This window comes from Acetobacter senegalensis (assembly GCF_001499615.1).
Classification (GTDB): Bacteria; Pseudomonadota; Alphaproteobacteria; order Acetobacterales; family Acetobacteraceae; genus Acetobacter; species Acetobacter senegalensis.
Genome location: NZ_LN606600.1, coordinates 2,383,575 through 2,407,550 on the forward strand (window position 1 = coordinate 2,383,575; position 23,976 = coordinate 2,407,550).

Annotated in this window: 26 protein-coding genes, 5 pseudogenes and 1 other annotated feature; of the genes and pseudogenes, 25 read left to right on the forward strand and 6 right to left on the reverse strand. The window is 56.4% G+C overall.

Features of this window, described 5'->3' with window-relative positions; genetic code table 11:
* Window positions 1-112 precede the first annotated feature (112 nt).
* Window positions 113-520, reverse strand: a pseudogene (locus ASN_RS11130) (SulP family inorganic anion transporter); the annotation flags it as partial.
* Window positions 521-578: 58 nt separating this feature from the next.
* On the opposite strand from ASN_RS11130, the gene tnpA reads away from it, so the two are divergent.
* Both tnpA and tnpB read left to right on the forward strand, forming a co-directional pair.
* Window positions 579-1,019: an IS66-like element accessory protein TnpA gene (gene tnpA / locus ASN_RS11135; protein ID WP_010515588.1), complete on the forward strand. Its 441-nt coding sequence runs from the start codon at window positions 579-581 to the stop codon at window positions 1,017-1,019.
* Between the two features lie 62 nt (window positions 1,020-1,081).
* Entirely contained in the window at window positions 1,082-1,363 is a 282-nt protein-coding gene (tnpB, locus tag ASN_RS11140; protein ID WP_407922311.1) for an IS66 family insertion sequence element accessory protein TnpB, read from the forward strand.
* A 4-nt stretch (window positions 1,364-1,367) separates the two neighbouring features.
* Here the strand turns inward: tnpB and ASN_RS18875 are convergent.
* Window positions 1,368-2,016, reverse strand: a pseudogene (locus ASN_RS18875) (IS1380 family transposase); the annotation flags it as partial.
* Between the two features lie 568 nt (window positions 2,017-2,584).
* Between ASN_RS18875 and ASN_RS11155 the strand changes: the two are divergent.
* The 9 genes from ASN_RS11155 (at window position 2,585) to ASN_RS11195 (ending at window position 9,136) form a co-directional block, all read left to right on the forward strand.
* Entirely contained in the window at window positions 2,585-3,640 is a 1,056-nt protein-coding gene (locus ASN_RS11155; RefSeq protein WP_039998265.1) for an aromatic ring-hydroxylating oxygenase subunit alpha, read from the forward strand.
* A gap of 5 nt (window positions 3,641-3,645) precedes the next feature.
* The gene (locus tag ASN_RS11160) at window positions 3,646-4,467 is read left to right on the forward strand and encodes a hypothetical protein (protein WP_197603280.1); all 822 of its coding nucleotides are present in this window, start codon (window positions 3,646-3,648) and stop codon (window positions 4,465-4,467) included.
* Window positions 4,464-4,997, forward strand: coding sequence for a Rieske 2Fe-2S domain-containing protein (locus ASN_RS11165; protein WP_007396222.1), 534 nt, complete (start codon window positions 4,464-4,466; stop codon window positions 4,995-4,997). Before ASN_RS11160 ends, ASN_RS11165 begins: the two co-directional genes overlap by 4 nt.
* Window positions 4,994-5,635, forward strand: a complete 642-nt coding sequence (locus tag ASN_RS11170) for a glutathione S-transferase family protein (RefSeq protein ID WP_007396221.1) — start codon at window positions 4,994-4,996, stop codon at window positions 5,633-5,635. The genes ASN_RS11165 and ASN_RS11170 overlap by 4 nt, the downstream gene beginning before the upstream one ends.
* Entirely contained in the window at window positions 5,632-6,579 is a 948-nt protein-coding gene (locus tag ASN_RS11175) for a PDR/VanB family oxidoreductase (protein WP_007396220.1), read from the forward strand. Before ASN_RS11170 ends, ASN_RS11175 begins: the two co-directional genes overlap by 4 nt.
* Window positions 6,580-6,667: 88 nt before the next feature.
* Window positions 6,668-6,814 (forward strand): hypothetical protein, encoded by a 147-nt coding sequence (locus tag ASN_RS19970; RefSeq protein WP_007396219.1) that lies wholly within the window; start codon window positions 6,668-6,670, stop codon window positions 6,812-6,814.
* A 110-nt stretch (window positions 6,815-6,924) separates the two neighbouring features.
* The gene (locus ASN_RS11185) at window positions 6,925-7,596 is read left to right on the forward strand and encodes a Rieske (2Fe-2S) protein (RefSeq protein WP_007396218.1); all 672 of its coding nucleotides are present in this window, start codon (window positions 6,925-6,927) and stop codon (window positions 7,594-7,596) included.
* A gap of 57 nt (window positions 7,597-7,653) precedes the next feature.
* Window positions 7,654-8,508: an aromatic ring-hydroxylating oxygenase subunit alpha gene (locus ASN_RS11190; RefSeq protein WP_007396217.1), complete on the forward strand. Its 855-nt coding sequence runs from the start codon at window positions 7,654-7,656 to the stop codon at window positions 8,506-8,508.
* A 1-nt stretch (window position 8,509) separates the two neighbouring features.
* The gene (locus ASN_RS11195; RefSeq protein ID WP_007396216.1) at window positions 8,510-9,136 is read left to right on the forward strand and encodes a glutathione S-transferase family protein; all 627 of its coding nucleotides are present in this window, start codon (window positions 8,510-8,512) and stop codon (window positions 9,134-9,136) included.
* A gap of 386 nt (window positions 9,137-9,522) precedes the next feature.
* Here ASN_RS11195 and ASN_RS11200 read toward each other — a convergent pair.
* A pseudogene (locus ASN_RS11200) lies at window positions 9,523-10,103 on the reverse strand (alcohol dehydrogenase catalytic domain-containing protein); the annotation flags it as partial.
* Window positions 10,104-10,266: 163 nt separating this feature from the next.
* On the opposite strand from ASN_RS11200, the gene ASN_RS18880 reads away from it, so the two are divergent.
* The 8 genes from ASN_RS18880 to ASN_RS11250 all read left to right on the forward strand — a co-directional run bounded on the left by ASN_RS18880 (window position 10,267) and on the right by ASN_RS11250 (window position 15,985).
* Window positions 10,267-11,021 (forward strand): IS5 family transposase gene (locus ASN_RS18880; protein ID WP_085948960.1). Its coding sequence is split into 2 segments (ribosomal slippage): window positions 10,267-10,603 and window positions 10,603-11,021, totalling 756 coding nucleotides; the frame shifts between segments, so codons are not numbered across the junction.
* 110 nt (window positions 11,022-11,131) lie between these two features.
* Window positions 11,132-11,886, forward strand: a protein-coding gene (locus ASN_RS18885) for an IS5 family transposase (protein ID WP_099048343.1) whose coding sequence is annotated in 2 segments (ribosomal slippage) — window positions 11,132-11,462 and window positions 11,462-11,886 — 756 coding nt in all. Because the reading frame shifts where the segments join, the coding sequence is not laid out codon by codon here.
* 189 nt (window positions 11,887-12,075) lie between these two features.
* Window positions 12,076-12,351 carry a formaldehyde-responsive transcriptional repressor FrmR gene (frmR, locus tag ASN_RS11225; RefSeq protein ID WP_025829448.1) on the forward strand — a complete coding sequence of 92 codons (276 nt, stop codon included), beginning with the start codon at window positions 12,076-12,078 and terminating at the stop codon, window positions 12,349-12,351.
* Window positions 12,352-12,392: 41 nt separating this feature from the next.
* Complete coding sequence (locus tag ASN_RS11230; RefSeq protein WP_003618980.1) at window positions 12,393-13,502, forward strand: S-(hydroxymethyl)glutathione dehydrogenase/class III alcohol dehydrogenase; 1,110 nt, start codon at window positions 12,393-12,395, stop codon at window positions 13,500-13,502.
* 59 nt (window positions 13,503-13,561) lie between these two features.
* Complete coding sequence (locus tag ASN_RS11235; RefSeq protein WP_003618982.1) at window positions 13,562-13,963, forward strand: VOC family protein; 402 nt, start codon at window positions 13,562-13,564, stop codon at window positions 13,961-13,963.
* 24 nt (window positions 13,964-13,987) lie between these two features.
* Window positions 13,988-14,815, forward strand: a complete 828-nt coding sequence (gene fghA, locus ASN_RS11240) for an S-formylglutathione hydrolase (protein WP_025829447.1) — start codon at window positions 13,988-13,990, stop codon at window positions 14,813-14,815.
* 295 nt (window positions 14,816-15,110) lie between these two features.
* Window positions 15,111-15,596, forward strand: coding sequence for a transposase (locus ASN_RS11245; protein ID WP_231948186.1), 486 nt, complete (start codon window positions 15,111-15,113; stop codon window positions 15,594-15,596).
* Window positions 15,593-15,985 carry a transposase gene (locus ASN_RS11250; protein ID WP_058988214.1) on the forward strand — a complete coding sequence of 131 codons (393 nt, stop codon included), beginning with the start codon at window positions 15,593-15,595 and terminating at the stop codon, window positions 15,983-15,985. Before ASN_RS11245 ends, ASN_RS11250 begins: the two co-directional genes overlap by 4 nt.
* Before the next feature lie 257 nt (window positions 15,986-16,242).
* On the opposite strand, the gene ASN_RS11255 is transcribed toward ASN_RS11250, so the two are convergent.
* On the reverse strand, window positions 16,243-17,274 hold the full coding sequence (locus tag ASN_RS11255) for an IS110 family RNA-guided transposase (RefSeq protein WP_006560347.1): 1,032 nt from the start codon (window positions 17,272-17,274) through the stop codon (window positions 16,243-16,245).
* Between the two features lie 40 nt (window positions 17,275-17,314).
* Window positions 17,315-17,437: a sequence feature (AL1L pseudoknot), on the forward strand.
* On the opposite strand from ASN_RS11255, the pseudogene ASN_RS11260 reads away from it, so the two are divergent.
* Window positions 17,327-18,253, forward strand: a pseudogene (locus ASN_RS11260) (IS3 family transposase); the annotation flags it as partial. It overlaps the preceding feature by 111 nt.
* Before the next feature lie 37 nt (window positions 18,254-18,290).
* A pseudogene (locus ASN_RS18895) lies at window positions 18,291-18,557 on the forward strand (integrase core domain-containing protein); the annotation flags it as partial.
* Between the two features lie 19 nt (window positions 18,558-18,576).
* Here the strand turns inward: ASN_RS18895 and ASN_RS11265 are convergent.
* Window positions 18,577-18,978 (reverse strand): winged helix-turn-helix transcriptional regulator, encoded by a 402-nt coding sequence (locus ASN_RS11265; RefSeq protein WP_197603281.1) that lies wholly within the window; start codon window positions 18,976-18,978, stop codon window positions 18,577-18,579.
* 100 nt (window positions 18,979-19,078) lie between these two features.
* On the opposite strand from ASN_RS11265, the gene ASN_RS11270 reads away from it, so the two are divergent.
* From ASN_RS11270 to ASN_RS11280, 3 genes are read left to right on the forward strand one after another with little or no spacing between them, the layout of a single operon-like run.
* Complete coding sequence (locus ASN_RS11270) at window positions 19,079-20,098, forward strand: zinc-binding alcohol dehydrogenase family protein (RefSeq protein ID WP_058988216.1); 1,020 nt, start codon at window positions 19,079-19,081, stop codon at window positions 20,096-20,098.
* Between the two features lie 53 nt (window positions 20,099-20,151).
* Complete coding sequence (locus ASN_RS11275; protein WP_058988217.1) at window positions 20,152-20,586, forward strand: cupin domain-containing protein; 435 nt, start codon at window positions 20,152-20,154, stop codon at window positions 20,584-20,586.
* Window positions 20,587-20,599: 13 nt separating this feature from the next.
* Entirely contained in the window at window positions 20,600-21,742 is a 1,143-nt protein-coding gene (locus ASN_RS11280) for a major royal jelly family protein (RefSeq protein ID WP_231948187.1), read from the forward strand.
* 425 nt (window positions 21,743-22,167) lie between these two features.
* On the opposite strand, the gene ASN_RS11285 is transcribed toward ASN_RS11280, so the two are convergent.
* Entirely contained in the window at window positions 22,168-22,899 is a 732-nt protein-coding gene (locus ASN_RS11285; protein WP_231948188.1) for an AraC family transcriptional regulator, read from the reverse strand.
* A gap of 194 nt (window positions 22,900-23,093) precedes the next feature.
* Between ASN_RS11285 and ASN_RS11290 the strand changes: the two genes are divergently transcribed.
* Window positions 23,094-23,975, forward strand: coding sequence for an NAD(P)-dependent oxidoreductase (locus ASN_RS11290; RefSeq protein ID WP_058989293.1), 882 nt, complete (start codon window positions 23,094-23,096; stop codon window positions 23,973-23,975).
* The last annotated feature ends 1 nt before the right edge of the window (window position 23,976 follow it).

A 23,976-nucleotide genomic window follows, 5' to 3' on the forward strand; every position in this document is an offset into this window, starting at 1 on the left:
AATCAAAAATAAACATTTTGATTTATTACGTAACGTAATTTATATTTTTCACTATTAATGGGATTTTTCGTTGTCACCACTAATAGTGATTGCATTGTGCATCTGTATTTCTTCACCCAATACCTGACGAAAGAACTAGATACGTAACAAATACTACATCTAATCCAATTAGCATCATGGTAATCTCGCTCCATCGCCTAGAAACAAAGGCGATCAGTGTGTAGAGCAATAACCCCAAGGCAAGGCTGATCATGAAATCTCCTGTCATGACAGTCACCAAGACCATCAATAACGGGACTGTCTGATCAATCCCCTTCATGTCTTTCAGGTCAGTCAGGCCACTTAGCATCCCAAGGCCTACCAAAATCAGAACGGGGGCAGTTGCAACTGCGGGCACGCTTGTGATCAATGGCCAAAATAATGAGGAAATCGCAAAAAGAAGGGCGACTGTCACCCCCACCAATCCTGTGCGCCCGCCCTCTTCAACGCCAACCAAAGATTCCAAATAAGCCGATACGGTGTAAGCTTCCGGTGTGAGACGCCTTGTGGATTTTATGGTGTGGTGATGTGTTCTGTTCATGACAGAGCGATCAGAACAGAATGATGCTTGTGTCGCAGCGACATTCGCTGCGACACAAGCATCGCGAGCCCTTCATCCGGTTATTGAAATTGTTGGCGAACGGCGCCGGGCCTATGATGACGCGTTCAGACGTCGGGTTGTGCTGGCTTCTTATGAAACTGGTCAGTCAGTCCGTGCTGTTGCGCGCCAGTTTGGTGTCCACGTCAGCGTCGTTTACCGATGGCGTCAGAGACTGGATTTCGTAAACCCGTCTGCGAAAGAGCAGCTTTCTTTTGTGCCGGTTCATATGACATCCCCTGTTGAAGGGCTGGGAGGAGACCAGTCCTGCGGGAGTGGACATGAAGCCAGCATTCTTTTTCCTGGTGGCGAGAAGCTGATGGTTGACAGCCGGATCGCGATTGAAGATCTGAGGAAACTCCTTCAGGTTTTACGCTCATGATCCCTCTTCCCTCTGGTCTGAAGATATGGCTGGCGGCAGGTGCGACAGACATGCGCCTTGGCATGCCCGGTCTGGCGCTGAGGGTTCAACAGTTTCTGGGGAGAGACCCCTATGCTGGTGATGTTTTTGTCTTTCGTGGCCGACGCGGCGATCTGGTGAAACTGATCTGGCATGACGGGATTGGAGTGTCCCTCTATGCAAAACGGATTGAACGTGGGTATTTCATCTGGCCCTCGGCAAAGGACGGGGCCATCCATCTGAGTGCGTCACAATTAAGTTGTCTGCTCGAAGGGATCGACTGGCGTAATCCGCAGAAAACATGGCGACCTGAACTGGCGGGATAACAAAAAGGGGAGCGGGTGTCTGCCGTGCGCAGGGTCGCGCTGAGGAGGTGATCCCCGCAGAAGATGTATAACGGCAGATAGCAGGTATGGCCGTAATACCCATGAAAGGCCCGGCCTTCCTGATGGCCATGGATACGGTCATCCGTGGCGTCCACATCCAGAATGATCCGGGTGGGTGCGCGCTCATGCTGATCCATGAACACGCTCACAAACAGGGCTGCGAGCGCATCATGATCCGCAATGATCCGACAGTAACGATCGGCCTGCTGCCCACTGCACTCCAGGCGGTTCAGCGTGGATTTTCCGGCCAATGCTGCGCAGTTCGCCCGGCCACCCGACAGACGTCCAGACACCAGGCCCATGACAGGATCATGACGCAAAGCATCATGGTCATTAAGGTCTTCGTAACCCAGAGCCAGCCCCATGATCCGCTGACGGACAAGGTCTTCAACCCGGTATTCCACAAAGGCAGGATGCCGCTCATCGCGAAAACATGCAGCAAAACGGCGGCTGAACCCCAGACGATCATCAACCTGCTTTAGCAGAATGGCACCCCCATCCGAACTCATCCGACCCCCGTCAAAACGGGTCACAACACGCCGTCCACAGGAGGCTGGAAATTCATATGCGCTCACGCTACACTCTGTCTGCATCGGGTTCGTTTATTGCTTATGAGAACTTCTTTTCTACAAAATAGACTTTCTCATAATCTAACCCGATGTACAACTCTCGTGTGAGATATCCGCGTCGATGATCCGGTCTGCCAGCATGCAAGGAGCGCGCAAAGATGCGTCCCCCATGAGCCCTTCTCAACTAGGATCGTGCCTGCGCCCAGGCCGAGAAATGTTTTCGAGCTGCCCTGAAGCGGTCCGTGCTTTGGGTCGATCGGATGTACAGGCATCCGGTCGGGCGAAAGGCCTTTGGACAGCCCAGATTATGCAAGCCGAAGCGCGAAAGCACCTGCAATCGCTTTGAAAATCTGGGTCGAAGAGTACACGGAAGCAGGGGCATGTTCTCGGTAAAAAGTCGCATTCAGCGACGGGCAAAGGTTGACTGCCGGATTGCGAATCGTCGCCTGTTCGGCAGTGCTACCCAGCGTTTCCGAATTGTCGTTCAAAATCCGAAACGAAAAGTACAATTTAATGCACTTTTTGAAACGCGCCGCCTTCTGTTAGGCTTTTATGAAGCAACTATTACAACGGTAGCTAACCGGGGGGAATAATGAACGCTTTGACTCCACTCACCGCAGATCAAAGCTATCTGCGCCATTTCTGGCATCCTGTCGCAACCGTGAACGAACTCGAGGCTGCAGATCCGGCAGGCAACGGTCCGATCGGTAGGACGCTTCTTGACGAACCGCTGGTCATCGCGAAGCTGAACGGAAAATACGTCGCCATGCGAGACCGCTGCGCGCATCGCTACGCGAAACTGTCCGTCGGGAAGGTGCTTGAGAACAACCGTATCCAATGCCCGTATCACGGCTGGGAATATGGTGCCAGCGGCCGCTGCGAACTTATGCCGGCCTGTCCCAGCGACGCGATCCCGAAAAAGGCGTTTACGCCCGCATATGCCTGCGAAGAGCGGTACGGAATCATCTGGGTCCGCCTCGACAGCTCGTGGGATTGCACGAACATCCCTTACTGCGAAGCTTGGGAAAACCCCGAATTCAAGCGTCAAATCATCGCGGAGCCCTACAACTGGGACAGCTCGGCCGAACGCCGCTGGGAAAACTTCACCGATTTTTCGCACTTCGCCTATGTGCATCCGGGCACCCTCTATGACCCGGCATATTCGGAACCGGCGATCGTGCCCGTTGACCGCGTGGGCGGCGAACTTCGCTTCTTCATGGAGCCGGGCCGCGACATGCTGGACACGCTGCCGGACGATAGCCCGCTGGGAAGCTGGAACTACCGGAACTCCATGCCGTTCAGCGTCAACCTGTCGATCAGGTTGTACAAGAACGACAAGCCTTTCCTTCTCTGGACCACCTCCAGCCCGACCTCACAGAACTCGTGCCGCAACTTCATGATCATCGCGCATACCGAGGACGACTTGCCCGATAGCCAGCCGCTCGACTTCCAGAAGCTCGTCTTGGCGGAAGACCAGCCGGTCATCGAGACGCAGCCTGGCCCGATCTACCTGGACGAGGTTTCGCTGCCGACGGACAAGATCTCGAACCAGTACCGGAAATGGCTGCGCGAACTATCCACTGCCGCGGCAAAGGGCGAAGAAGCGTTCAAAGCGGCCCTGTTCACCGACGTCACCGAAAGCAAGTGACCGACATGAGCGCACGTGAAGACGCTGTGGTTTGGAACCGTTGGTACCCACTCGGGTCGCCAACGGACATCCGGCGGAGGAATGCGACAAGGACCCGGCTTCTGGGCCATGACATCGACCTGGAAATCCACAAGACTTGGATTTCCGCGTCGAGCGACTCCCGCCCTTTGCCAGTGACGGAGCGGCTGGGATATGTCTGGACAAGCCTTGGCAAGCCCGACGGACCTCCACAGCAGCTGCTGGAATATTACGAGGTTGATCGCTTGGTCATGAACATCTGGTCCACGCCCATAAAGTGTTCGGGCCTGCGGATCGTGGACAACGTGATCGACAACGCGCATTTCCCCTTCCTGCATCCCAACATCCTGGGCGACGAGAATCACCTGGATTTGGTTCCGGGAGAGGCCAGCGTCGATGCAGCAGGGGCGTTGTGGCTGAAGTCGCAGAAGGCCTGGCTGCCGCTGACGAACTCGGTCGCAGAATACACCTACCGGATTTCGGACCCGTATTCGGTGGTTCTTTTCATCCATCGCCCAACGACACCGGGTCGATACGACTATCTCGGCATCTTCGCACAGCCTTTGGATGAAGAAAACTTCATCGCGCACAAGTTGCTTGCCTGGATAAGGGAAGACTGGATGGACGAGCGCCAGTTGAAAGCTGACCAGCAGAGCATCTCGGCGCAGGACAAGTATGTTCTCGAGCGGCATGTCCACAAGAAGCTGCCGCTCAACGGCGCGGAAACCTCCATCGAGGTGGACAGCTCTTCGCTGAGCTACCGCGAATGGTTGCGGGCCAACCATGTAACCTATGGAGCGATGACATGACCTCGTATGTTGTTGCACTTGAAAAAGACGTCCGCGACTATTCGATCGTCAGGTCGATGATGGGCGACAAGCCCCTGGTCATCTGGCGGGGCGCCAGCGGCGCGATCAACGTCTGGCTGGATCGCTGCCCCCACCGCTTCGTAAGGCTCAGCGCCGGACGGAACATGGGTGGATACCTCGAAGGCGTGTATCACGGCTGGCAGTTCGAGGAATCAGGCAAGGTGATGCTGGTTCCCGCGATGCAGGGACGCCCGGCCCACGACATAAGTGCGACCGTCTATTCCACGGCCGTGGCGGGCGGCTTTGTCTGGGCGAGCGAGGAAGAATGCTCTCCCTCGGGCAGTGCAGGCGAGCCGTGCTATCCAGTCCACATCGCGGCGCCGGTCGATCAGGTCAGGCTGCATGTCGATTCCAGCGTCGATCATCTTACCCCTTGGGGCGTCGATGGGTCGATGGTTTACCCGACAGGCGATCCGGCGCAAAGGCGCGCGGAATTGTCAGCGATCAGGCGCAGATTGGAGGAGTCATGATACAGTTCCATGACTATCCACTTTCTGGGAACTGCTTCAAGGTCCGGTTCCTACTGGAGCAGCTTGGCCTGGAATACCAGTCGATCCTTGTCGACTTTTATCCGGGATACGAGCACAAGTCGCCGCGTTTCCTTAACATAAACCCGCTGGGACAGCTTCCGGCCATCATGGATAAAGGTCGAGCGGTTCGCGATGCGCAGGCCATCCTGGTCTACCTTGCCGCCGCTTACGACAAGTCCGGCAAATGGTTTCCGCGCGACCACCAGGGCGAGGTCTATCAATGGCTCGCCTTCGCGGACCAGCTGACGGGCTCCATTTCGGCTGCACGGCTACATGATGCGATGTTCTATCGGCTGGACGTGAGCAAGGCCCGGACCGAAGGCATCAAGCTGCTGCGGATCATCGACGAGCATCTCTGGTTCGCCGAAAAAGACGGCCATGACTGGCTGCTGCCGTTGCCGCATCCGACCATCGCGGATGTCGCGTGCCTTCCCTACATTGCACTTGCCGAAGAAGGTGGCATCGACTTGGCTCCGTTTTTCTCCGTCTCGCGGTGGATGGAGCGCTTCATGAGACTCGAGAATTTCAAGCCAATGCCCGGCATGATGCCTCTTCAAATGCCGAAGGAAACGCCATGAACACTCAACGGGTAAAGATCAGGCGGATTGTAGAGCAGACGCCGGAAATCCGTTCATACGAACTGGTCCCCTGCGATGGATCGTCCGTCAAGTTCACACCAGGCGACCATATCGACGTCTGCGTCGGCGACGGCATCGTCCGCCAGTACTCGCTCTGGAACGCCCCCAAGGACTGCGATGCCTATCACATCGGCGTCAAGCGCGAAACAAACGGCCGGGGCGGATCGGCTGCGATGCACGCGCTGAACGAGGGCGACGAGATCGAGGTGGGCCTGCCACGGAACAACTTCGAGCTTCGGTCGGACGAGGGTCCGGTGATCCTGATCGCCGGGGGCATCGGCATCACCCCGGTGCTGGCGATGGCGCGCCATCTTCAGTCCGTGAACCGCAAATGCGTCTTGCACCTGTTCGCCCGAAGCGCCGAACATGTGCCGTTCAAAAGCGAACTCACAGCTCTGGACGAGGCTCCGGTCTATCTTGGCCTTGTTCCGCCGACGCTCAACGCAGTTCTGACCGGGATCCTGTCCAATCCGCCCGCCGATGCTCGCCTGTATTTCTGCGGACCCGGACCCTTTATGGACCTGATCGAGCAACTGGCGAAGAACTGCGGCTGGAAAAGCGACCGCGTCCACCTGGAACGGTTCAGCGTCGATGCGGCCACGCTGGAACTCGACGGCGACAGCTTCGAGGTGGTGCTGCAGAAATCGGGCGTCACCCTGACAGTCGAGGAAGACCAGACCATCATCGGCGCGATGGAGGCTGCCGGGCTGGAGCCGATGACATCCTGCGAACAGGGGGTTTGCGGCACCTGCCTGACAACCGTTCTTGAGGGCGAACCAGATCACCGCGATTTCTACCTCAATCCGACCGAGAAGGAATCCGGGACGCTGATCCTGCCTTGCGTGTCGCGTTGCAAGGGCAAGAAGCTGGTGCTGGACCTATGACATGGTAACGCGGCGCGTATCTCTTGAGGGAGCACTCAAGACCGAGTCCTGCCTTGCCATGGTTAGCCACTTTGCTCGGCGCCTTTCGTTGTCGAGCACGGTCACAAGCGCGACCCCCAGTTACATCACGCTGATTCTGACCGGGGATGAACGCCTTATCGACATGTTCGAGATTGCCTGCTGGCTGGGGCCGGACGACGTGAACATCGACACAATTACGCTTGAGACCGTTTGACGCGGTACAGAACCGAAGCCCGGCACCGCGAAGGACGCTGAAATGGACGGGCTGGATTATAGCCCAACCAACCAGTGTCCAGGGCTGAAAACACAGAAATGGGGAGTAGAATGAAACCATCAGAACTGGAAGCCGGGTGGTTCCCTGCCGGGCTTCAGAACTATGTCCTTCCGAAGACGGCAGGACGTGTCGTAATCGCCGACAACGACATCGCTCTGTGGCGCGGCGAGGACGGCCAGATCCGCGCATGGGAAAACAGGTGTCCCCACCGGGGCATGCGCCTGTCCTACGGCATCGTCCGCGGCAACACGCTGACCTGTCTGTATCACGGCTGGTCATACGACGGAGCTGGCGCCTGCGCGGGCATCCCGGCGCATCCCGAACTGACCCCACCCAAGACGATCCGCGCCAAGGCCTATCGCGCGGCGGATTCCGGCGGGTTCATCTGGGTTGCAAACCCGGGCGAGACGACGGCGGCGCCATCGATCGACGGCGACTGGGTTCCCAACCGCTCGGTCCATATCGACCTTGCCCCGACCAGCCTGAATGAGCTTGCCGAAGGCATTGGCGCCGAACTGGTGTCGAAGATCACCGATCACGCCGCGATCGTCCGCGTTCCCGAAGTGAAGGGAAAAGTCCTTTTGGCGTTCCTGGACATGAAGGAACACGGGGCGATGATCCACACCTCGGTTCCGGCCAGTGCATCGGAGAATGTCGCGATCGCCGTCAGCAAGCTGTCCACCCGTCTGCGACAGGTATTCAAGGCGTCAAGCGCCGCTTAATAGGCATCGCAGCCTAGCAAGTTGATCGTCTCACTTCGACAAGCGAGGAGAAACACTATGACACCCGACACTTTCACCCGTTCGCAATGGTATGCAATCGGCCGCCTTCCCGATTTCGAAGGTGCGGAAGCGAAACCCGTCCGACTGCTTTCGCAGGATCTGACCGTGAGCGACGCAGCTGGCGTTCTTTCGGTGAACGATGCCGATGGGCGCAGCCTTCTGACGCAGATCCGCTACGGCCATCTCTGGACCACGCTGAGCGATACGCCGCGCCCGCTTTACGACGTGCCGGAGTTCGACGAGCCGGACCGGCGTCTTGTGACCGCTGGCGGCGTGGGCGTTCGCTGCTCGGGACTGCGCTGCGTGGAAAACTTCCTCGACATGGCGCATTTTCCCTTCGTCCACACCGACATCCTCGGCGTGGAAGAGCATCCGAGCGTCGAGAGCTACGACGTCAGCATGGATGCGGAAAAGGATGAAATCTGGGCGACCAAATGCAAATTCTTCCAGCCCATGGCTTCGGCGGCGGCATCGGGCGGCCAGATGACCGAATACAAGTATCGCGTCCCGCATCCCTATTCGACGATCCTGTACAAGACCTGCCCGATCCGAGAGGATGTCTGGGATCTGGTCGGGCTGTTCATCCAGCCCGTGGAAGAGGACGAGTGTATCGTCCACTCGTTCATTCTGGTCTTTGACGAGGAAAACACCGACACTGGCCTTCTCCACTTCCAGCAGAACATCTTCCTGCAGGACCGGATGATCCTCGAGAACCAGGTTCCCCGGAAGCTGCCGCTCGATCCCCGTTGGGAATTGCCGACCCGCGCGGACGCGTCCTCGATCGCCTACCGCCGCTGGCTGAAGGCCAATGAACTTCAGTGGGGGGTCGCCCTCTTCAACGAGGCGGCATGAGATGAAGCTGTTCGACTATGTCCTGTCCGGAAATTGCTACAAGATACGGTTGTTGCTGGATTTTCTTGAGCTTTCTCATGAAAAGCAAGCCGTGGACTTCTTTCCGGGTCGTGAACACAAGTCCGATGCATTCCTCCAGATAAATCCGCTGGGACAGATCCCGGTGCTGGAGGACGACGGAGCCTATATCCGGGATGCGCAGGCCATTCTCGTGCATCTCGCCTCGCGCTACGATCCGACAGGAACGTGGTGGCCGGTCAACGATCCGTCCCAACTGGGTCGGGTCGCGCAATGGCTGGCCTTCGCGGACAGCATCACGTCCACGGCCTCGGCCGCGCGGCTTCATGATGTGCTGGGCTACGATCTCGACGTGGCGCAGGCAAGGGCCGGCGCTCACAAGCTGTTCCGTGTCCTGGATGATCATCTGGCCAATCAGGAGCTGCAAGGGTTCAACTGGATCGCGGGATCACGCCCCACGGTGGCGGATATCGCGTGCTTCCCCTATGTGGCGCTGGCAGGGGACGGCGGCATCGAGCTGTTCTACTACCCAGCGATCCAACGCTGGATACGCAGGTTTGTCAATCTTCCGCGCTTCAAGCTGATGCCGGGAATCAACATCTTCGACTGACCTGTCAGACTGGCAAGACCGGGAACGTCACCTGTCATCAGGATGTCGTGCCCGGTCATTTTGATGACCTTCCCGCGCCAGCAGTAGCCAGGCCGATCCGCGTCTGGCGGAGGTGCGGGACTCTCGGCCGTTCCGTGCTGGCGACGGAAACGACCAGCGGCTGATTTGTCGCTGCAAACCACAAACTGCCACGCCAAGGCGAGTAGAACCGGAACGTGGCAGCCGGATTGCAACCCGCGCGCCACATCCATTCCGGGTATCGTCGCCCTGCCTCCGATCAGGCAGAGGACGACACACGCTCTTGCACGGCATTGGATGGCTTGTGCAGCCTGCTACGCTTCGCCGTTGCGCAGGATCGTTTCGATACGCTGCGCATCCGACTTCGACAGGCGCAGGCCCTGAATGACGTTCAGCCCGATGCCGCCCAGACCGAAAACGACGGCCTTGGCGCCGATTTCCACCTTGGCGGTGTTGATGACGGCACCGATGCCGGTGGTCACGCCGCAGCCGATATAGCAGATCTTGTCGAAGGGCGCGTCCTCGCGGACCTTCGCCACGGCGATTTATGGATCGGCGTGCCGTCGGGCAGCGAAAAGCGCGAGGTGCCGTCGGGCATCAGGCCCTGACCCTGCGTGGCGCGGATCCGGGTGCAGAGGTTGGTCTTGCCCGACAGGCAGGACGCGCATTCGCGGCATTCGGGGGTATAGAGCGGAATCACATGGTCGCCCGGCTTGACCGAGGTGACGCCCGGGCCGACCTCGACCACGATACCGGCGCCTTCATGGCCCAGAATGGCCGGAAAGATGCCTTCCGGGTCCGCGCCGGAGCGGGTGAATTCGTCCGTGTGGCAGATGCCGGTGGCTTTGATTTCGACCATCACCTCGCCGGCCTTGGGGCCTTCAAGATTGACCTCCATGACTTCCAGCGGTTTGCCGGCATCAAGGGCCACGGCGGCGCGGGTTTTCATCGTCTGCTCCTTCGTTCCACGCTTGTCCATTAATGCGGACAGGCGATCTTCGCGTGTTAAGGATGTTAGGGCGTGTCGTCAGTTAAACGGGGGGCTTATGAAGCTTGTACTCCCGTTTGATCTGTGATGTTTTCTTCCTGTTTCTGGAACGGGGAGAGTGTGAATGCGACGGTATGGTCTGAGCGATGGTCAGTGGGAACGGATAAAAGATCTTCTCCCGGGTCGCGAAGGTCATGTCGGTGGGACGGCTGCGGATAACCGTCTGTTTATCGAAGCCGTGCTGTATCGTTACCGTGCAGGCATTCCCTGGCGTGATCTGCCTGCCCGGTTCGGGGACTGGAAGAACGTGCACCGGCGGCTGCGTCGCTGGTGCGAAGGCGGCGTGATCGAGCGGATTTTCCGGCATCTGGCTGCTGACCATGACAACGAATACATGATGATCGACAGCACCATTGTCCGTGCTCACCAGCATAGCGCGGGCGCCCGTAAAAAAGGGGGATGGATCAGGCCACCGGGCGGTCCCGTGGCGGACTGACCACGAAAATCCATGCCATTGTCGATGCCGCGGGAAAGGCTGTGGCTCTTTCCCTGACGCCCGGACAAAGGGCCGACATCACAGAAGCAGAGCCATTGCTCGATGAAGTCGATCCCGAGGTCTTCATCGCCGACAAGGCTTATGATGCCGATCCCCTCATCGAAAAGCTTGAAGAGCGGGGGATCACACCGGTTATTCCGTCAAAGAAAAACCGACGCAATCCACGGAAAATCCTCTTTTCGCTTTATAAAAAACGAAACATCATCGAACGCTTCTTCGCCAGACTTAAACAGTTCAGAGGTATTGCAACACGATATGACAAGCTGAAGTCAACTTTCCTCGCAGCCGTGCAATTCGTCTCCGCCATCATTGGAATTAACTGACGACACACCCTACGGCGTGTCGTCAGTTAAGCGCTGAGTATGGCACGTGAGGGTTGTACTTTGTGGCGTCCTGTGCTGACTGTTTTCCCGATTTTGTGGGAGAGCAACAGATGCGGCGCTACGGTTTACGCAACGATCAGTGGGAACGGATAAAAGACCTTCTCCCCGGTCGTGAAGGTCATGTCGGCGGCACAGCAGCGGACAACCGCCTGTTCGTGGAGGCCGTGCTGTATCGCTATCGCGCAGGCATTCCATGGCGTGATCTTCCTGCCCGTTTCGGAGACTGGAAAAACGTGCATCGGCGTCTGCGCCGCTGGTGTGAAAGCGGTGTTATTGAGAGGATCTTTCGCCATCTAGCCGCGGATCACGACAATGAATACATGATGATCGACAGCACCATTGTCCGGGCACATCAGCATAGTGCCGGAGCCCTCAAAAAAGGGGCGCGGATCAGGCCATCGGACGATCACGAGGCGGGTTGACGACAAAGATCCATGCCATCTGCGACGCTCTGGGCAATCCGGTGGAACTCGGCATCACACCGGGGCAGGATGCGGATATCAGCCAGGCGGAACCGATGCTGGAAAACATCGATCCGGATGCCTTCCTCGCCGACAGGGCGTATGACGCGGACAGACTGATTGATCGGCTGACACAGCGCGGGATTACTCCGGTCATCCCGCCGAAACGCAATAGAACAACCCAACGGGAAACCGACTTCGCTCTCTACCGCGAACGGAACCTTGTCGAGCGGTTCTTCAATAAACTCAAGCAGTTCCGTGCTATCGCAACACGCTACGACAAGCTGAAATCGACCTTCCTCGCAGCCGTGCAGTTCGCTTCAATCATTATCCTACTTAACTGACGACACGCTCTAATAGTACCTCTTGAATGATCCCAAGACACAGACAGGCAACCCATGGACGTTACGGTGAAAATTTCAGCGATACGGAATTGTGATCGGAGCATATGACAAGCGCGTCCTTATATCCTTTCATACTACCCCATAGTATGGAATGATACTCAAGGGCAGTATATTCGGAGTAAGCGTTTCGTGCCGCACACACCAGCTGAGAAAAAGCGCGTTCTGACCCGCGTGCGCCGTATTCGCGGGCAACTTGATGCGCTGGAACAGGCTTTGGAGAAGGGAACTGATTGCGGTCCGGTGCTGCAACAGGTGGCGGCTATCCGGGGAGCGATCAACGGATTAATGGCCGGTGTTCTCGAAAGCCACCTGCGGGAAGAATTTGTTGAGTGTGCCGGTGATCGTGATGCTGCCAGTGGTTCGATCGAGAATGTGGTGTCACTCGTTCGATCCTATCTCCGGTAATGCCCTCGATGCTGGCTGATAGGTTATTTGGAGAAAAAATCATGAAATCACGGGCCGCAGTTGCTTTCGAGGCGGGTAAGCCCCTTGAGATTGTCGAGATCGATGTAGCGCCTCCTCGTGCTGGTGAGGTGCTCGTGCAGATCACGCATACGGGTGTGTGCCACACTGATGCGTTTACCCTGTCAGGGGATGATCCCGAGGGACTGTTCCCAGCCGTTTTGGGTCACGAAGGCGCGGGAATTGTCATCGAGGTCGGAGAAGGGGTCACCAGCGTTGCCCCCGGCGACCATGTCATTCCGCTTTACACGGCGGAATGCGGTGAATGTCTGTTCTGTAAGTCGGGAAAAACCAATCTCTGCATTTCAGTGCGCGCCACACAGGGTAAAGGTGTGATGCCGGATGGCACGACACGCTTCTCCTACAAAGGTCAGCCGATCCATCATTACATGGGGTGTTCGACGTTCAGCGAATACACGGTTGTCGCCGAGGTTTCTCTGGCAAAAATCAATCCCGCATCCAATCCAGGGCATGTCTGTCTGTTGGGATGTGGCGTCACCACAGGGATTGGTGCGGTACACAACACGGCCAAGGTGCAGCCGGGAGATACGGTTGCCGTCTTCGGTCTGGGCGGGATCGGTCTGGCGGTCATTCAGGGAGCGCGACAGGCAAAGGCTGGCCGGATTTTCGCTATTGATACCAACCCGGAAAAGTTTGAACTTGCCAAAGCATTCGGCGCCACGGAATTCCTCAACCCCAAGGATTATGACAAACCGATTCAGCAGGTTCTTGTGGAAATGACCGGCTGGGGTATTGATCATACATTTGAATGTATCGGAAACGTCAACGTCATGCGCGCGGCGTTAGAAGCCGCGCATCGTGGGTGGGGGCAGTCGATCGTCATCGGGGTGGCAGGGGCCGGTCAGGAAATTTCGACCCGTCCCTTCCAGCTTGTGACGGGGCGTTCGTGGCGCGGCTCGGCTTTCGGTGGGGTCAAGGGACGCAGCCAGCTTCCCGGCATGGTCGAAGATGCCATGCGTGGCGATATCGAACTTGCGCCTTTCGTAACCCACACCATGCCGCTCGAAGACATCAATACGGCCTTCGATCTGATGCATGAAGGAAAATCCATCCGTTCCGTCATTCATTTCTAAGGTCTACGTCTCACCGCGCAACATCATTTCCAATGGTTGGAAATTACAGGAGAACGATCATGGCAGTTATTTCCGGTGACGGTGTTTTCTCTCACGTTTTTCTTGGGGCAGTGGATACTGCGGTATCCGCGAAATTCTATGACGCCGCGCTTGCGGCTCTGGGCATAAAAAACCTGGGGCCGTTCGGGCATGGGTGGATTCTGTATGGCCGCGAAAAGCCAGCCTTCATCATTGCACGTCCTGGCAACGGTGAAGCGCCCTCAAGCAACGGTGTCACCATCGGTTTTGCAGCAGCGACACCCGCCGAAGTGGAGGCTTTTCATGCCGCAGGTCTTGCCAATGGGGGAACCGATGAAGGCGCACCCGGCCCGCGAAGCCACTTACCGGGCGCTTACGCTGCCTATCTCCGGGATCCGGCAGGGAACAAGATCTGCAGTTATACCTTCACGGACGGTAACTGACATGCGCAAAAGGCAGTGAGAGCCATGGAACGCAAGGAAACACACGCCTCTTTTGGGGGCGTGCAGGAAGTCTGGCGACACAAGTCCGTGTCGTTGGGTGTGGAAGCAAACTTCGCGATCTACCTGCCGCCGCAGGCAAAAACTGAAAAGGTTCCCGTTCTTTACTGGCTCTCCGGTCTGACATGTACGGAGCAGAATTTCATTGGCAAGGCTGGCGCGCAACGCGTGGCCGCAGAACTGGGCATCGCCATTGTCGCGCCGGATACCAGTCCACGGGGCGTGGGTGTGGCTGATGACGATGCGTACGATCTTGGACAGGGTGCCGGATTTTACCTCAATGCGACGCAGGAGCCGTGGGCTGCGCATTATCGGATGTATGATTACGTCGTCACGGAACTTCCTGCGCTGATTGAGGCGAGCTTTCCGGTTACGCAGCAGCGAGGCATTGCGGGACATTCGATGGGTGGATTTGGCGCCATCATGATCGCACTGCGTAATCCTGGCCGCTATCGTTCTGTGTCAGCCTTTTCACCCATTGTGGCGCCAACGCAGGTACCATGGGGTGAAAAAGCATTCAGTGCTTATCTGGGTCCGGATCGTGCCAGTTGGGTAGCCTATGACCCGCTTGAACTTGTGCGGACAGCGAAGGAAAGACTACCTGTTCTGATAGATCAGGGTCTGGCGGACCAGTTTCTGAAAGAACAGCTCAGGCCAGAACTGCTCCAGGAAGCCGCACGGAATGCAGGGCAGGAACTTATCCTGAATCTTCGTCCTGATTACGATCACAGCTATTATTTTGTAGCCAGTTTTATTGCAGATCATCTCAGATATTTCGTGAGTAAACTACGATGAATAGATTGTGAGTTTTTTGGATCCGGAATTTTCTGGCTTTGAGTGGAGATGAAATCTGTTAGGGGCATCTTTCAAACTGTAAAATCAGCTGACAGCTTTCTGCTCCTTCTATCCGGAATCAGACATGCAATGCTGCTCAAAGATCAGAGATGTCGTCATTGAATGGTAGGATTGAAGCGATCGGTATGGACTGGTTAACAGAGAGAACTTGATGTAACGGTGACACATGACTCGAGAGTGTCCGATCTTTTGTGTATGACTGATCTGGTCCATGCTTTCCCGAAAGGAAGCATGAATGACCATCTCGAGAGAAATCCTGGACGCACTGCTGACGGACGTGGAGCGTCCTGAAGACCTGCTCGGCGATGCCGGTCTGCTGAAGGAGCTGAAAATTCGGCTCATGGAGCGTATGCTGGGTGCGGAGTTGACCGCGCATCTGGGTTATGAGGAAGGCAAGGCTGCCCCGCCGGGCCAGTCGAACCGGCGGAATGGCTCCACGACCAAAGTGCTCAAAGGCCAGGACGGTGCCTTGCCTTTGACGGTGCCGCGCGACCGCGACAGCAGCTTCGAACCAGAGCTTGTAAAGAACGGCCAGACCCGAATTGACGGGATCGATGACAAGATCATCGGTCTCTATGCCGCCGGTCTGACTGTCCGGGACATTCAGACCCATCTGCTTGATCTTTATGGCCTGAAGGTCTCTCCTGACTTGATCAGTCGCGTTGAATTACCCCGGGTTTTGTGGAGACAGAACGACCCGAGAGGTAATAAGAATTCATGAGCAATAAATCGAAGCGTTTTCCGCCTGAATTTCGCGAACGTGCAGCCCGCATGGTTCTGGAGGAAGAGAAGAACCATCCTTCGCGGTGGTCTGCAGTGATGATGATAGCGCCAAAGCTGGATATTCATCCTGACACGCTGTCAAAATGGACCCGTCTGCATGAGCGGACCAATGCGCCTGCGGTGAGTGACCTGCCTGATCGAGAGAAGATCAGGCAACTGGAGCGAGAGAACCGCGAATTGCGGCAGGCTAACGAAATCCTGCGCAAGGCGTCGGCATATTTTGCCCAGGCGGAACTCGACCGCCTATGTGGACGGCCGTTTAAAGGCAATGCTTCACATTGTCTTTCCCATGCAATTTCCAAAACGTATTATTCTACTGGCGGATGATGCATACCGATTTAACGTGAAGACCCGGTCAGATGCGCTCTTATGTCCGGCCTGTTTATGCGACTTTATGCGCTGGCCATCATGGGTGTGCGCTCACGTGTCAGGCACCAATCTCGTATCGCGTGCTCAGGGGCACAGACGGTCGAACGGTATGGCCTGAACTGTTGCTGAATGACAGTCTTCCCATCACGTCGGTTCATACATACTGCCGGATTTACCGGAGCAAGCTCCGGTGTCCATCGTTCTGCTGGTGCAGGTCAGCCTGCTGAAACACTGACACCAGCCGGACGATAGATCTCTTTACGTGACAACAACGCCCAGATGATACGAGCCATTTTATTGGCAAGTGCAACTGTTGCCAGACGCCTTGGACGACGCGCCATGAGTTCGCATAGCCACTGACCCGCAGCGCTATCCCACTTATGGGCACGATGAAGCATGGCCGTCGCACCAAGAACCAGCAACGTTCTTATCTGCCGGTTGCCCGTTTTGGTAATCCTTCCCAGACGGGTTTTACCGCCGGTAGAATGCTGACGAGGCACAAGCCCAAGCCAGGCGGCAAAATGGCGCGCAGAGGCGAAGGAGCCAATATCCGCGACCGAGGCGACAATCAGAGAAGCCGTTATGGGACCGACCCCAGGGATGGTCATCAGCCGACGCGCATCCTCATCGCTTTTTGCACGCGCCCGGATATGCACTTCCAAAGCATCAATGCTCTGAGCGACCTTTTCGTAATGCTCAAATAACAACATGGCACTCTGCTTCATGGTAGCCGGCAGGTCGGCTGATGTCTCTATTTTTGCCATCAGTTCTGGCAGATGGCGTGTGCCCAGAGGGGCTATCAGCCCGAACTCGGAAGCAAGAGCCCGTAACGCATTACTCAGCATGGTCTGCTGTTTGACCAGAAGAGCGCGGGTAGAATGCAGTGACAACACGCCTTGCTGCTCTTCGCTCTTGATCGGAACACACATCGTATCAGGATGAGTCGCCGCCATGCAGATCGCAGCCGCATCAACAGCGTCGTTTTTCTTGCCTTTTTTGACAAATGATTTGACCCGATCAGGAGGAACCAGTCTGACATCATGACCAATCCTGCTGATCACCCGTGCCCAGTAATGCGCTGACCCGCAGGCTTCCAGAACAACTTCACATGGGTCAAGTTTTGCAAAAAATGCTGAAATTTCACTGCGACCAAGCTTGCGCTTGAAAACGCACTTTCCATTTGCGTCAGCTCCATGAGCCTGAAAAACGGATTTGGCAATATCAAGGCCAATTATGCTAGCTTTCATACGGGCGGTCTCCTCCTGATGGTCAGTGAACCTCCATCATGGCACATTGATGCCGCAGGGAGGCCGTCCACCCCATCTGGTTCAGGCCATGACGCGCTTCATTGATGAGCACCGGCAGACATATGGTGTCGGGTCAATCTGCAAGATCCTGCCGATTGCACCATCTGTCTATTATGCTTATCGGGCGAGACAGAAAAATCCCTGCGTGCGCAGCCAGAAAGACAAAGAGCTGTGTCATGAAATCCGCAGGGTTTGGAACGAGAATTTCTGCGTCTATGGAGCGCGCAAGGTCTGGCATCATCTCAGACGCGAAGGCAGGACTGTCGCCCGCTGCACGGTAGAGCGGCTGATGCGCCAGATGGGACTGAAAGGCGTCATTCGTGGCAAGGGGATCAGAACCACACGGCCCGATCCACAACGTCCCTGCCCACAGGATCTGGTACAGCGACAGTTTCATGCACCAGCCCCCAACAGACTGTGGGTTTCGGATTTTACGTATGTTTCCACCTGGCAGGGCTTTGTTTATGTGGCCTTCATCATTGACGTCTTTGCCCGGGTCATTGTGGGCTGGCGTGTCTCGTCCACTGCCCATACCGACTTCGTGCTGGATGCCCTCGAGCAGGCTCTGTGCCAGAGGCAGCCTGAGGGAAAAGTGACCCACCATTCCGACCGCGGCTGTCAGTATGTGTCCATTCGCTACACGCAAAGACTGGCTGAAGCGGGTCTCGTTGCTTCTGTCGGAAGCGTTGGAGATTCCTATGATAACGCGCTGGCTGAGACCATAAACGGTCTCTACAAAACCGAACTCATCTATCGGCAGGGGCCATGGAAAAACAGGGAAGGGGTTGAACTGGCAACACTTAAATGGGTCGACTGGTTCAACAATCGACGGATCCTGTCCTCCATTGGAAACATCCCGCCAGCAGAAGCTGAAGCACGCTTTTATGCACAACAGAAATCACATGCTTTAGCCGCTTAAATCAGATAAAAAACGTCTCCACAAAACCCGGGGTAATTCAAAACCCAACCATCCCTGGACGAACGGTCAGGTTGAACGGATGAACCGGACAATCAAGGAAGCAACTGTCAAACGCTTCCATTACGACAGTCATGAGCAGTTGAGGACACACCTCAGCGACTTCATGGCAGCCTATAATTTCGGGCGAAGACTCAAGACCCTCAGTGGCCTTACCCCTTACGAATACGTCTGCAAAATCTGGACTTCAGAGCCAGAAAGATTCATCATTAATCCAACCCATCAAATCCCGGGACTAAACACCTAGCCAAATGACTACTGAGCAATCATTCAATCCCTTTAGCGGCAGGCGAGAATATTCCATCATGATCGGCACAGATCTCAGGACCATGCCTGAACTCTGTGTGCTCATCGCCCCAGGCCTTGAGAGCCATGATGACAGGCTCAAGGGTCCGCTCGCGTGGAGTGAGGCTGTACTCCACCTTTGGCGGAACTTCAGGATAAACCGTTCGCAACACGAACCCGTCACGCTCCAGTTCGCGAAGCTGGGTCGTCAGCATTCTCTGTGTGATATTGGGCAGGCGCTTACGGATGGCGTTGAAGCGTAGGGTCCCCTGAAGCAGGTGGTAGAGGATCACGCCTTTCCATTTTCCATCGATGAGCTGAAGCGTTGCCTCAACAGCGCAGCCGGGGCTGCAATCGAGCGACTGATGGCGGATACGGGTCATAACGGTATCATTTCCGACACTATGGGCGTTAAAAGTGCGTTCTTGTCTGCAAGCAGCATAGTGCTCACTCTTCTCCTCATTCAACAGAGGAGCAGACATCATGCGGGCCATCGGTTATCAGACGCCGCTTCCCATCGAAAATCCGGCGTCCCTTCAGGACATCGATCTGCCAAAACCCACCCCTTTGGGCCGGGATCTTCTGGTGGAAATCAGGGCCGTGTCGGTCAATCCGGTTGATACCAAAGTCCGTCGCAGCGCGACACCGGAGGCGGGTCAGTGGCGCGTTCTGGGCTGGGATGCTGCAGGCGTTGTTGTAGGAACCGGACCGGACGTCACGGATTTTTCTGTCGGCGATGAGGTCTTTTATGCCGGCGCGATAAATCGTCCGGGGACCAATGCCGAATTTCATCTGGTCGATGAACGGATTGTCGGTCGCAAACCCCACTCTCTGACCTGGGCCGAAGCCGCAGCCTTACCGCTGACCGCAATCACGGCTTGGGAAATGCTTTTCGATCGTCTGGATATTCGTCGGTCTGTACCGGGAACGACGTCCTCCATCCTGATCATTGGAGGCGCAGGCGGGGTCAGTTCAATCGCGATCCAGCTGGCCAAGGTTCTGACTAATATCACAGTCATTGCTACGGCTTCGCGCCTCGAAACCCAGGACTGGGTCACATCTCTCGGGGCAGATTACGTGATCGATCACAGCAAGCCTCTTGCGGCACAGGTTGCTAGCCTTCCTACGGGCGCTCCCGGTTTTGTCTTTTCGACGACGCAGACAGATCGGCATCTGGCAGAGATCGTCGAACTTCTGGCCCCTCAGGGACATTTCGGCCTGATTGATGATCCGGCTGAACTCAATGCCGTATCACTCAAGCGCAAAAGCCTCTCCCTGCACTGGGAACTGATGTTTACCCGCTCACTGTTCGGAACGGTAGACATCAGCGCACAGGGGAAACTCCTGAACGATGTGTCGCGTCTAATAGATGAAGGTCGCCTTCGCACGACGCTCGGCAAAAATCTTGGCGCGATCACCGCCGCTAATTTGCGGGAGGCTCATGCTCTGATCGAGAGTGGTCAGGCCAAAGGTAAAATTGTTCTCGAGGGTTTCCCTGCCTGAACGGAGAGAGCCATGACGAAAGCAGTCAAAGCGCTTGAGAGGAACAAGACCTCATGAATGACGAAGAGCATCTTACGCCCCTGAACCGAACGGGAGGTCGCTTCGATCTCAATAAAGTTGCAGCAACATTCCCCGAAACGGCGGACACGATGCTGCTGGACACCTATCTGACCGACAAGCCGGAAGCCAGTATCCGGGTCTTCCGGATTTATCGGGATGTGCCGCCGCATTACCATACCCAGTGCGATGAAGTGCTTCATGTCCTCTCCGGGACAGGCACGTTCTGGATTGATGATCCAAAGGAAGAGGCGCCGTTTGCCCCCGGCCATCTTCTGGTGTTCCCCCGTCGGGCCGTGCATGCCGTGCCCCGCATTCTGAGCCATCCAGTCGTTTTTCTGGCCATCGATACGCCGCGACGGGCCCCGGATGACGTGGTGTTCGTGGATCCTGCCGACGGTACGCCGTCCGGTTTTATTGCAGGGATCTGACATCATGGGAGTCATGAAACAGAATCAGCCGCATGCTTTCACAAAAAGAGGCCTGCGCAGGATCGCCATCGCCGTTTTCACGGGATACGTTGGGGTATGCGCGTATCCTGTTTCTTCCCATGCCCAGCCCATCAGGATTGAGGCAACCAGTACAGGCATGGACTGGAACGCCGTAGCGCTTGCTGGCGGTCATGTGTTTGTCTCAGGCCCTCACTGGACCGGGTTTTCCGGACCGGCCGTGGGTCTTCTGACGAAAAGCAAAGAGATAGAGCCGTTTCCGGATGCTGACTGGAATGGCTGGAAACCCGGACGGAATGCGACGCATCGGTTTGTCAGCGTCAACGCCGTCCATGTCGCTCCTGACGGCACGCTCTGGGTTGTTGATACTGGAACTCCGTCTTTTGGGGGGCCATCCGTACCCGGGGGAGCCAAACTGGTCCGCATTGATCCGGCAACAGGTCATGTGCTGCGGATCTATCCTCTGGGTCCAGAGATCGCGCAGGCAGGCAGTTATATCGACGATATCCGTTTTAACGGGAGGCATGCCTATCTTACGGATGCGGGCAAGGCCGCGCTGATCGTTCTTGATGTCGAAACAGGTCATACACGTCGTGTTCTGGACAACGATGTTTCCACACGCGCACGGACAGATCGACCGATTATCATGGATGGACGCGTCGTGGAGAAAGGTCCGCATCAACCGCTTCTGGTGAATGTTGATCCATTGGAAGTCAGTCCGGACGGGAAATGGCTGTATTTCGGGCCGCTTGAAGGGCCGTGGTCTCAAGTTCCGACAGCTCTGCTCGATGATCCCAATGTGTCGTCAACCGATCTGTCTGCGGCTGTGAAACCCTGGGCAGATTTACCTCCGATCGGGGGCAGCGCCATGGATACTGCAGGAAATCTCTATTTCACCAGTCTGAAGGATAATGGCGTCTATCGGAGAGACGTTTCCGGGAAGATCATGAAACTAATCTCGGATTCACGTCTGCACTGGGCTGATGCACCTTGCCTTGCTCCGGATGGCCGTCTCTGGCTGCCAGTCGCGCAACTGGATCGTCTTCCGATGTTTCATCAAGGAAAGTCCCACAGTAATCAGCCGTTTCTGCTGGTATCCATCGATTTGAATGCTGGGCTGGTCAAACCTGAACGATAGGGCTGTGATGACCGCCAAACGCCCCGATAATCGCCTGCGGGATGCTTTCTCTCATGCAAGGGTACTCGCGAAGTCGCTGTGTTTTGGCGGACATCGTCACCTGTAATGCCATCGAAGTTTGCCAGGATCCTTTGTTGGCAAGTCAGGGGAAGCAATCCAACGGCGCATCTGGGCGGTACGATGCCGCCGCCATGGACGTCAGCTATAATATTCATGAAGCCGTTAGCAGACCTTCGGCTTACCCCTACTGATCCGCCTATCTGCTTAGTGATACAGGAGCAGACAGGCGACAGTCGCCTACATATAAGTCATGCGATACGTATGAATGATTTACCAAGAGCAGACATAAGCCGCTTTCTCACCATTGGTATTGTGCCGTAACCAGTGGGTTATCCAAGATCTGATCTGAGACGGGCAAATAAACTCTACGAACCTTTTTCACTCGACCTGCACATTTTCATATAGGCTGCGGGACTATGCCCCGTGATCTTCCGAAATATTGCCGCGAAGGCACCCGGACTTTCGTAACCGACGTCAAGGGCGACGCTTGTAACCGCCTCCCCGCGTGCCAGCCTTTCCTGTGCATTGAGGATACGCAGCCGCTGACGCCAGGCCGTAAACGGCATTCCCGTCTCAGCCCCGAAATGCCGGACGAAGGAACGCACTGACATGGAAGCCTCGATCGCCCAGTCCTGCTGCTCGCGCGTGTCGGCCGGATTTTCACTCAGTGCATCAGCCACACGACGCAGGCGGCCATCCGTCGGAAAAGGCAAGGAAACCGATGCGCGGGGCAAGGATAAAAATTCATCCCAGAAACTCTCGGCCAGACGGGTGAGACTATCGCTCCAAGATTGATCCGACGCACAATGCGATAACCGTTCGGCTTGCGCGATCAGGAGGGGCGTACCCCGCACGAGAAACGGCTGGGCGGATAACATCGTGGAGCGTGCCTGATCGATGAACAGGCTCCATCCGCGCACGGCGCCGTGCGAACGGGCTGTATGACACAGATAAGGTGGCAACCACAAAACCTGGCCGGGGCCGATCAGCCAGTATGCCGCGTCCGTCCGCATACCCATCACCCCACGCCCGATCCCGAAGATCTGACCACGGGAATGTTCATGAAGGGCCGCAATCCGGCGGGTTTCCTGCTGCATATGCCCACCTAACAGCCAGGGAAGATCTGCATCTGGACTGTCCATGCAAGACGGGATCAGGGAGGAAATGGCGCACATGAGTAGAAATGTGGCCTACGTGATGAGGCACGCCAAGCCCCGTTCTCCTAAAACTTCGCATGAAGCGACACGGGGCCCCTGCGGATCTCGCGCAACCACAGCAAAGAGACATCATCATGAAAATCGGATTTATCGGGCTGGGTGCCATGGGCCATCCTATGGCAAGACGCCTTCTCGATGCGGGACATCATCTCGTCGTCTACAATCGAACAGCAGCCAAAGCAGACGATCTCGTGGCTATGGGAGCGGTTCTGGTGGAAACGCCCGCCGCCGTCGCCTGGGAAGTCGATATCGTCTTTTCCATGATGTTCGACGATGCAACTACCCAGGAAACAACGTTCGGCAAGGACGGAATTGCGGCCGGTTTGTCGTCAAAGGCCATTCACGTCTGCTGTAGCACGGTCTCCCTCGCCCAAGCGCGCCGTCTGCGCGACGGTCATGCGGAGCGTGGGCAGAGTTATGTCAGCGCCAACGTTCTCGGGCGTCCGCCCGCGGCAGAAGCGGGGGAACTGTTTGTTATGGCGGCGGGAAGCCGTAACGCACTGGATCGCCTGGAACCGGTGCTTAAGTGCTTCGGACCCCATGTCTTCCGGATAGGCGATGATCCCATACAGGCTAATCTCGCCAAGCTGTCGCTGAATTTCATGATTTATTCGACTATTGAGCAGATGGCGGAGGTGTTCGCGCTCAATGAGAAGGCCGGAACCGACCCCCGCATGATCTTCGAGGTTATGACGGGCAGCTTTTATAATGCCCCAGTCCACAAGAACTACGGCAAGCTCATGGTCGAGCACGATTACGACTATCCCGGCGCGCCGGTGACGCTCGGCCTTAAGGACGTCAAGATGTTCATGGACGCCGGCGGCGACTATGGTGTTCCGCTGCCTTATGCCTCTGTTGTCCGCGATCGCCTGCTCAGCGCCGTCAGTGCCGGAGATGCCGATCGCGATTTCGTCGTGCTGCTGGAACGCGTGCGGCAGGAGAGCGGTTTGAAGTAGG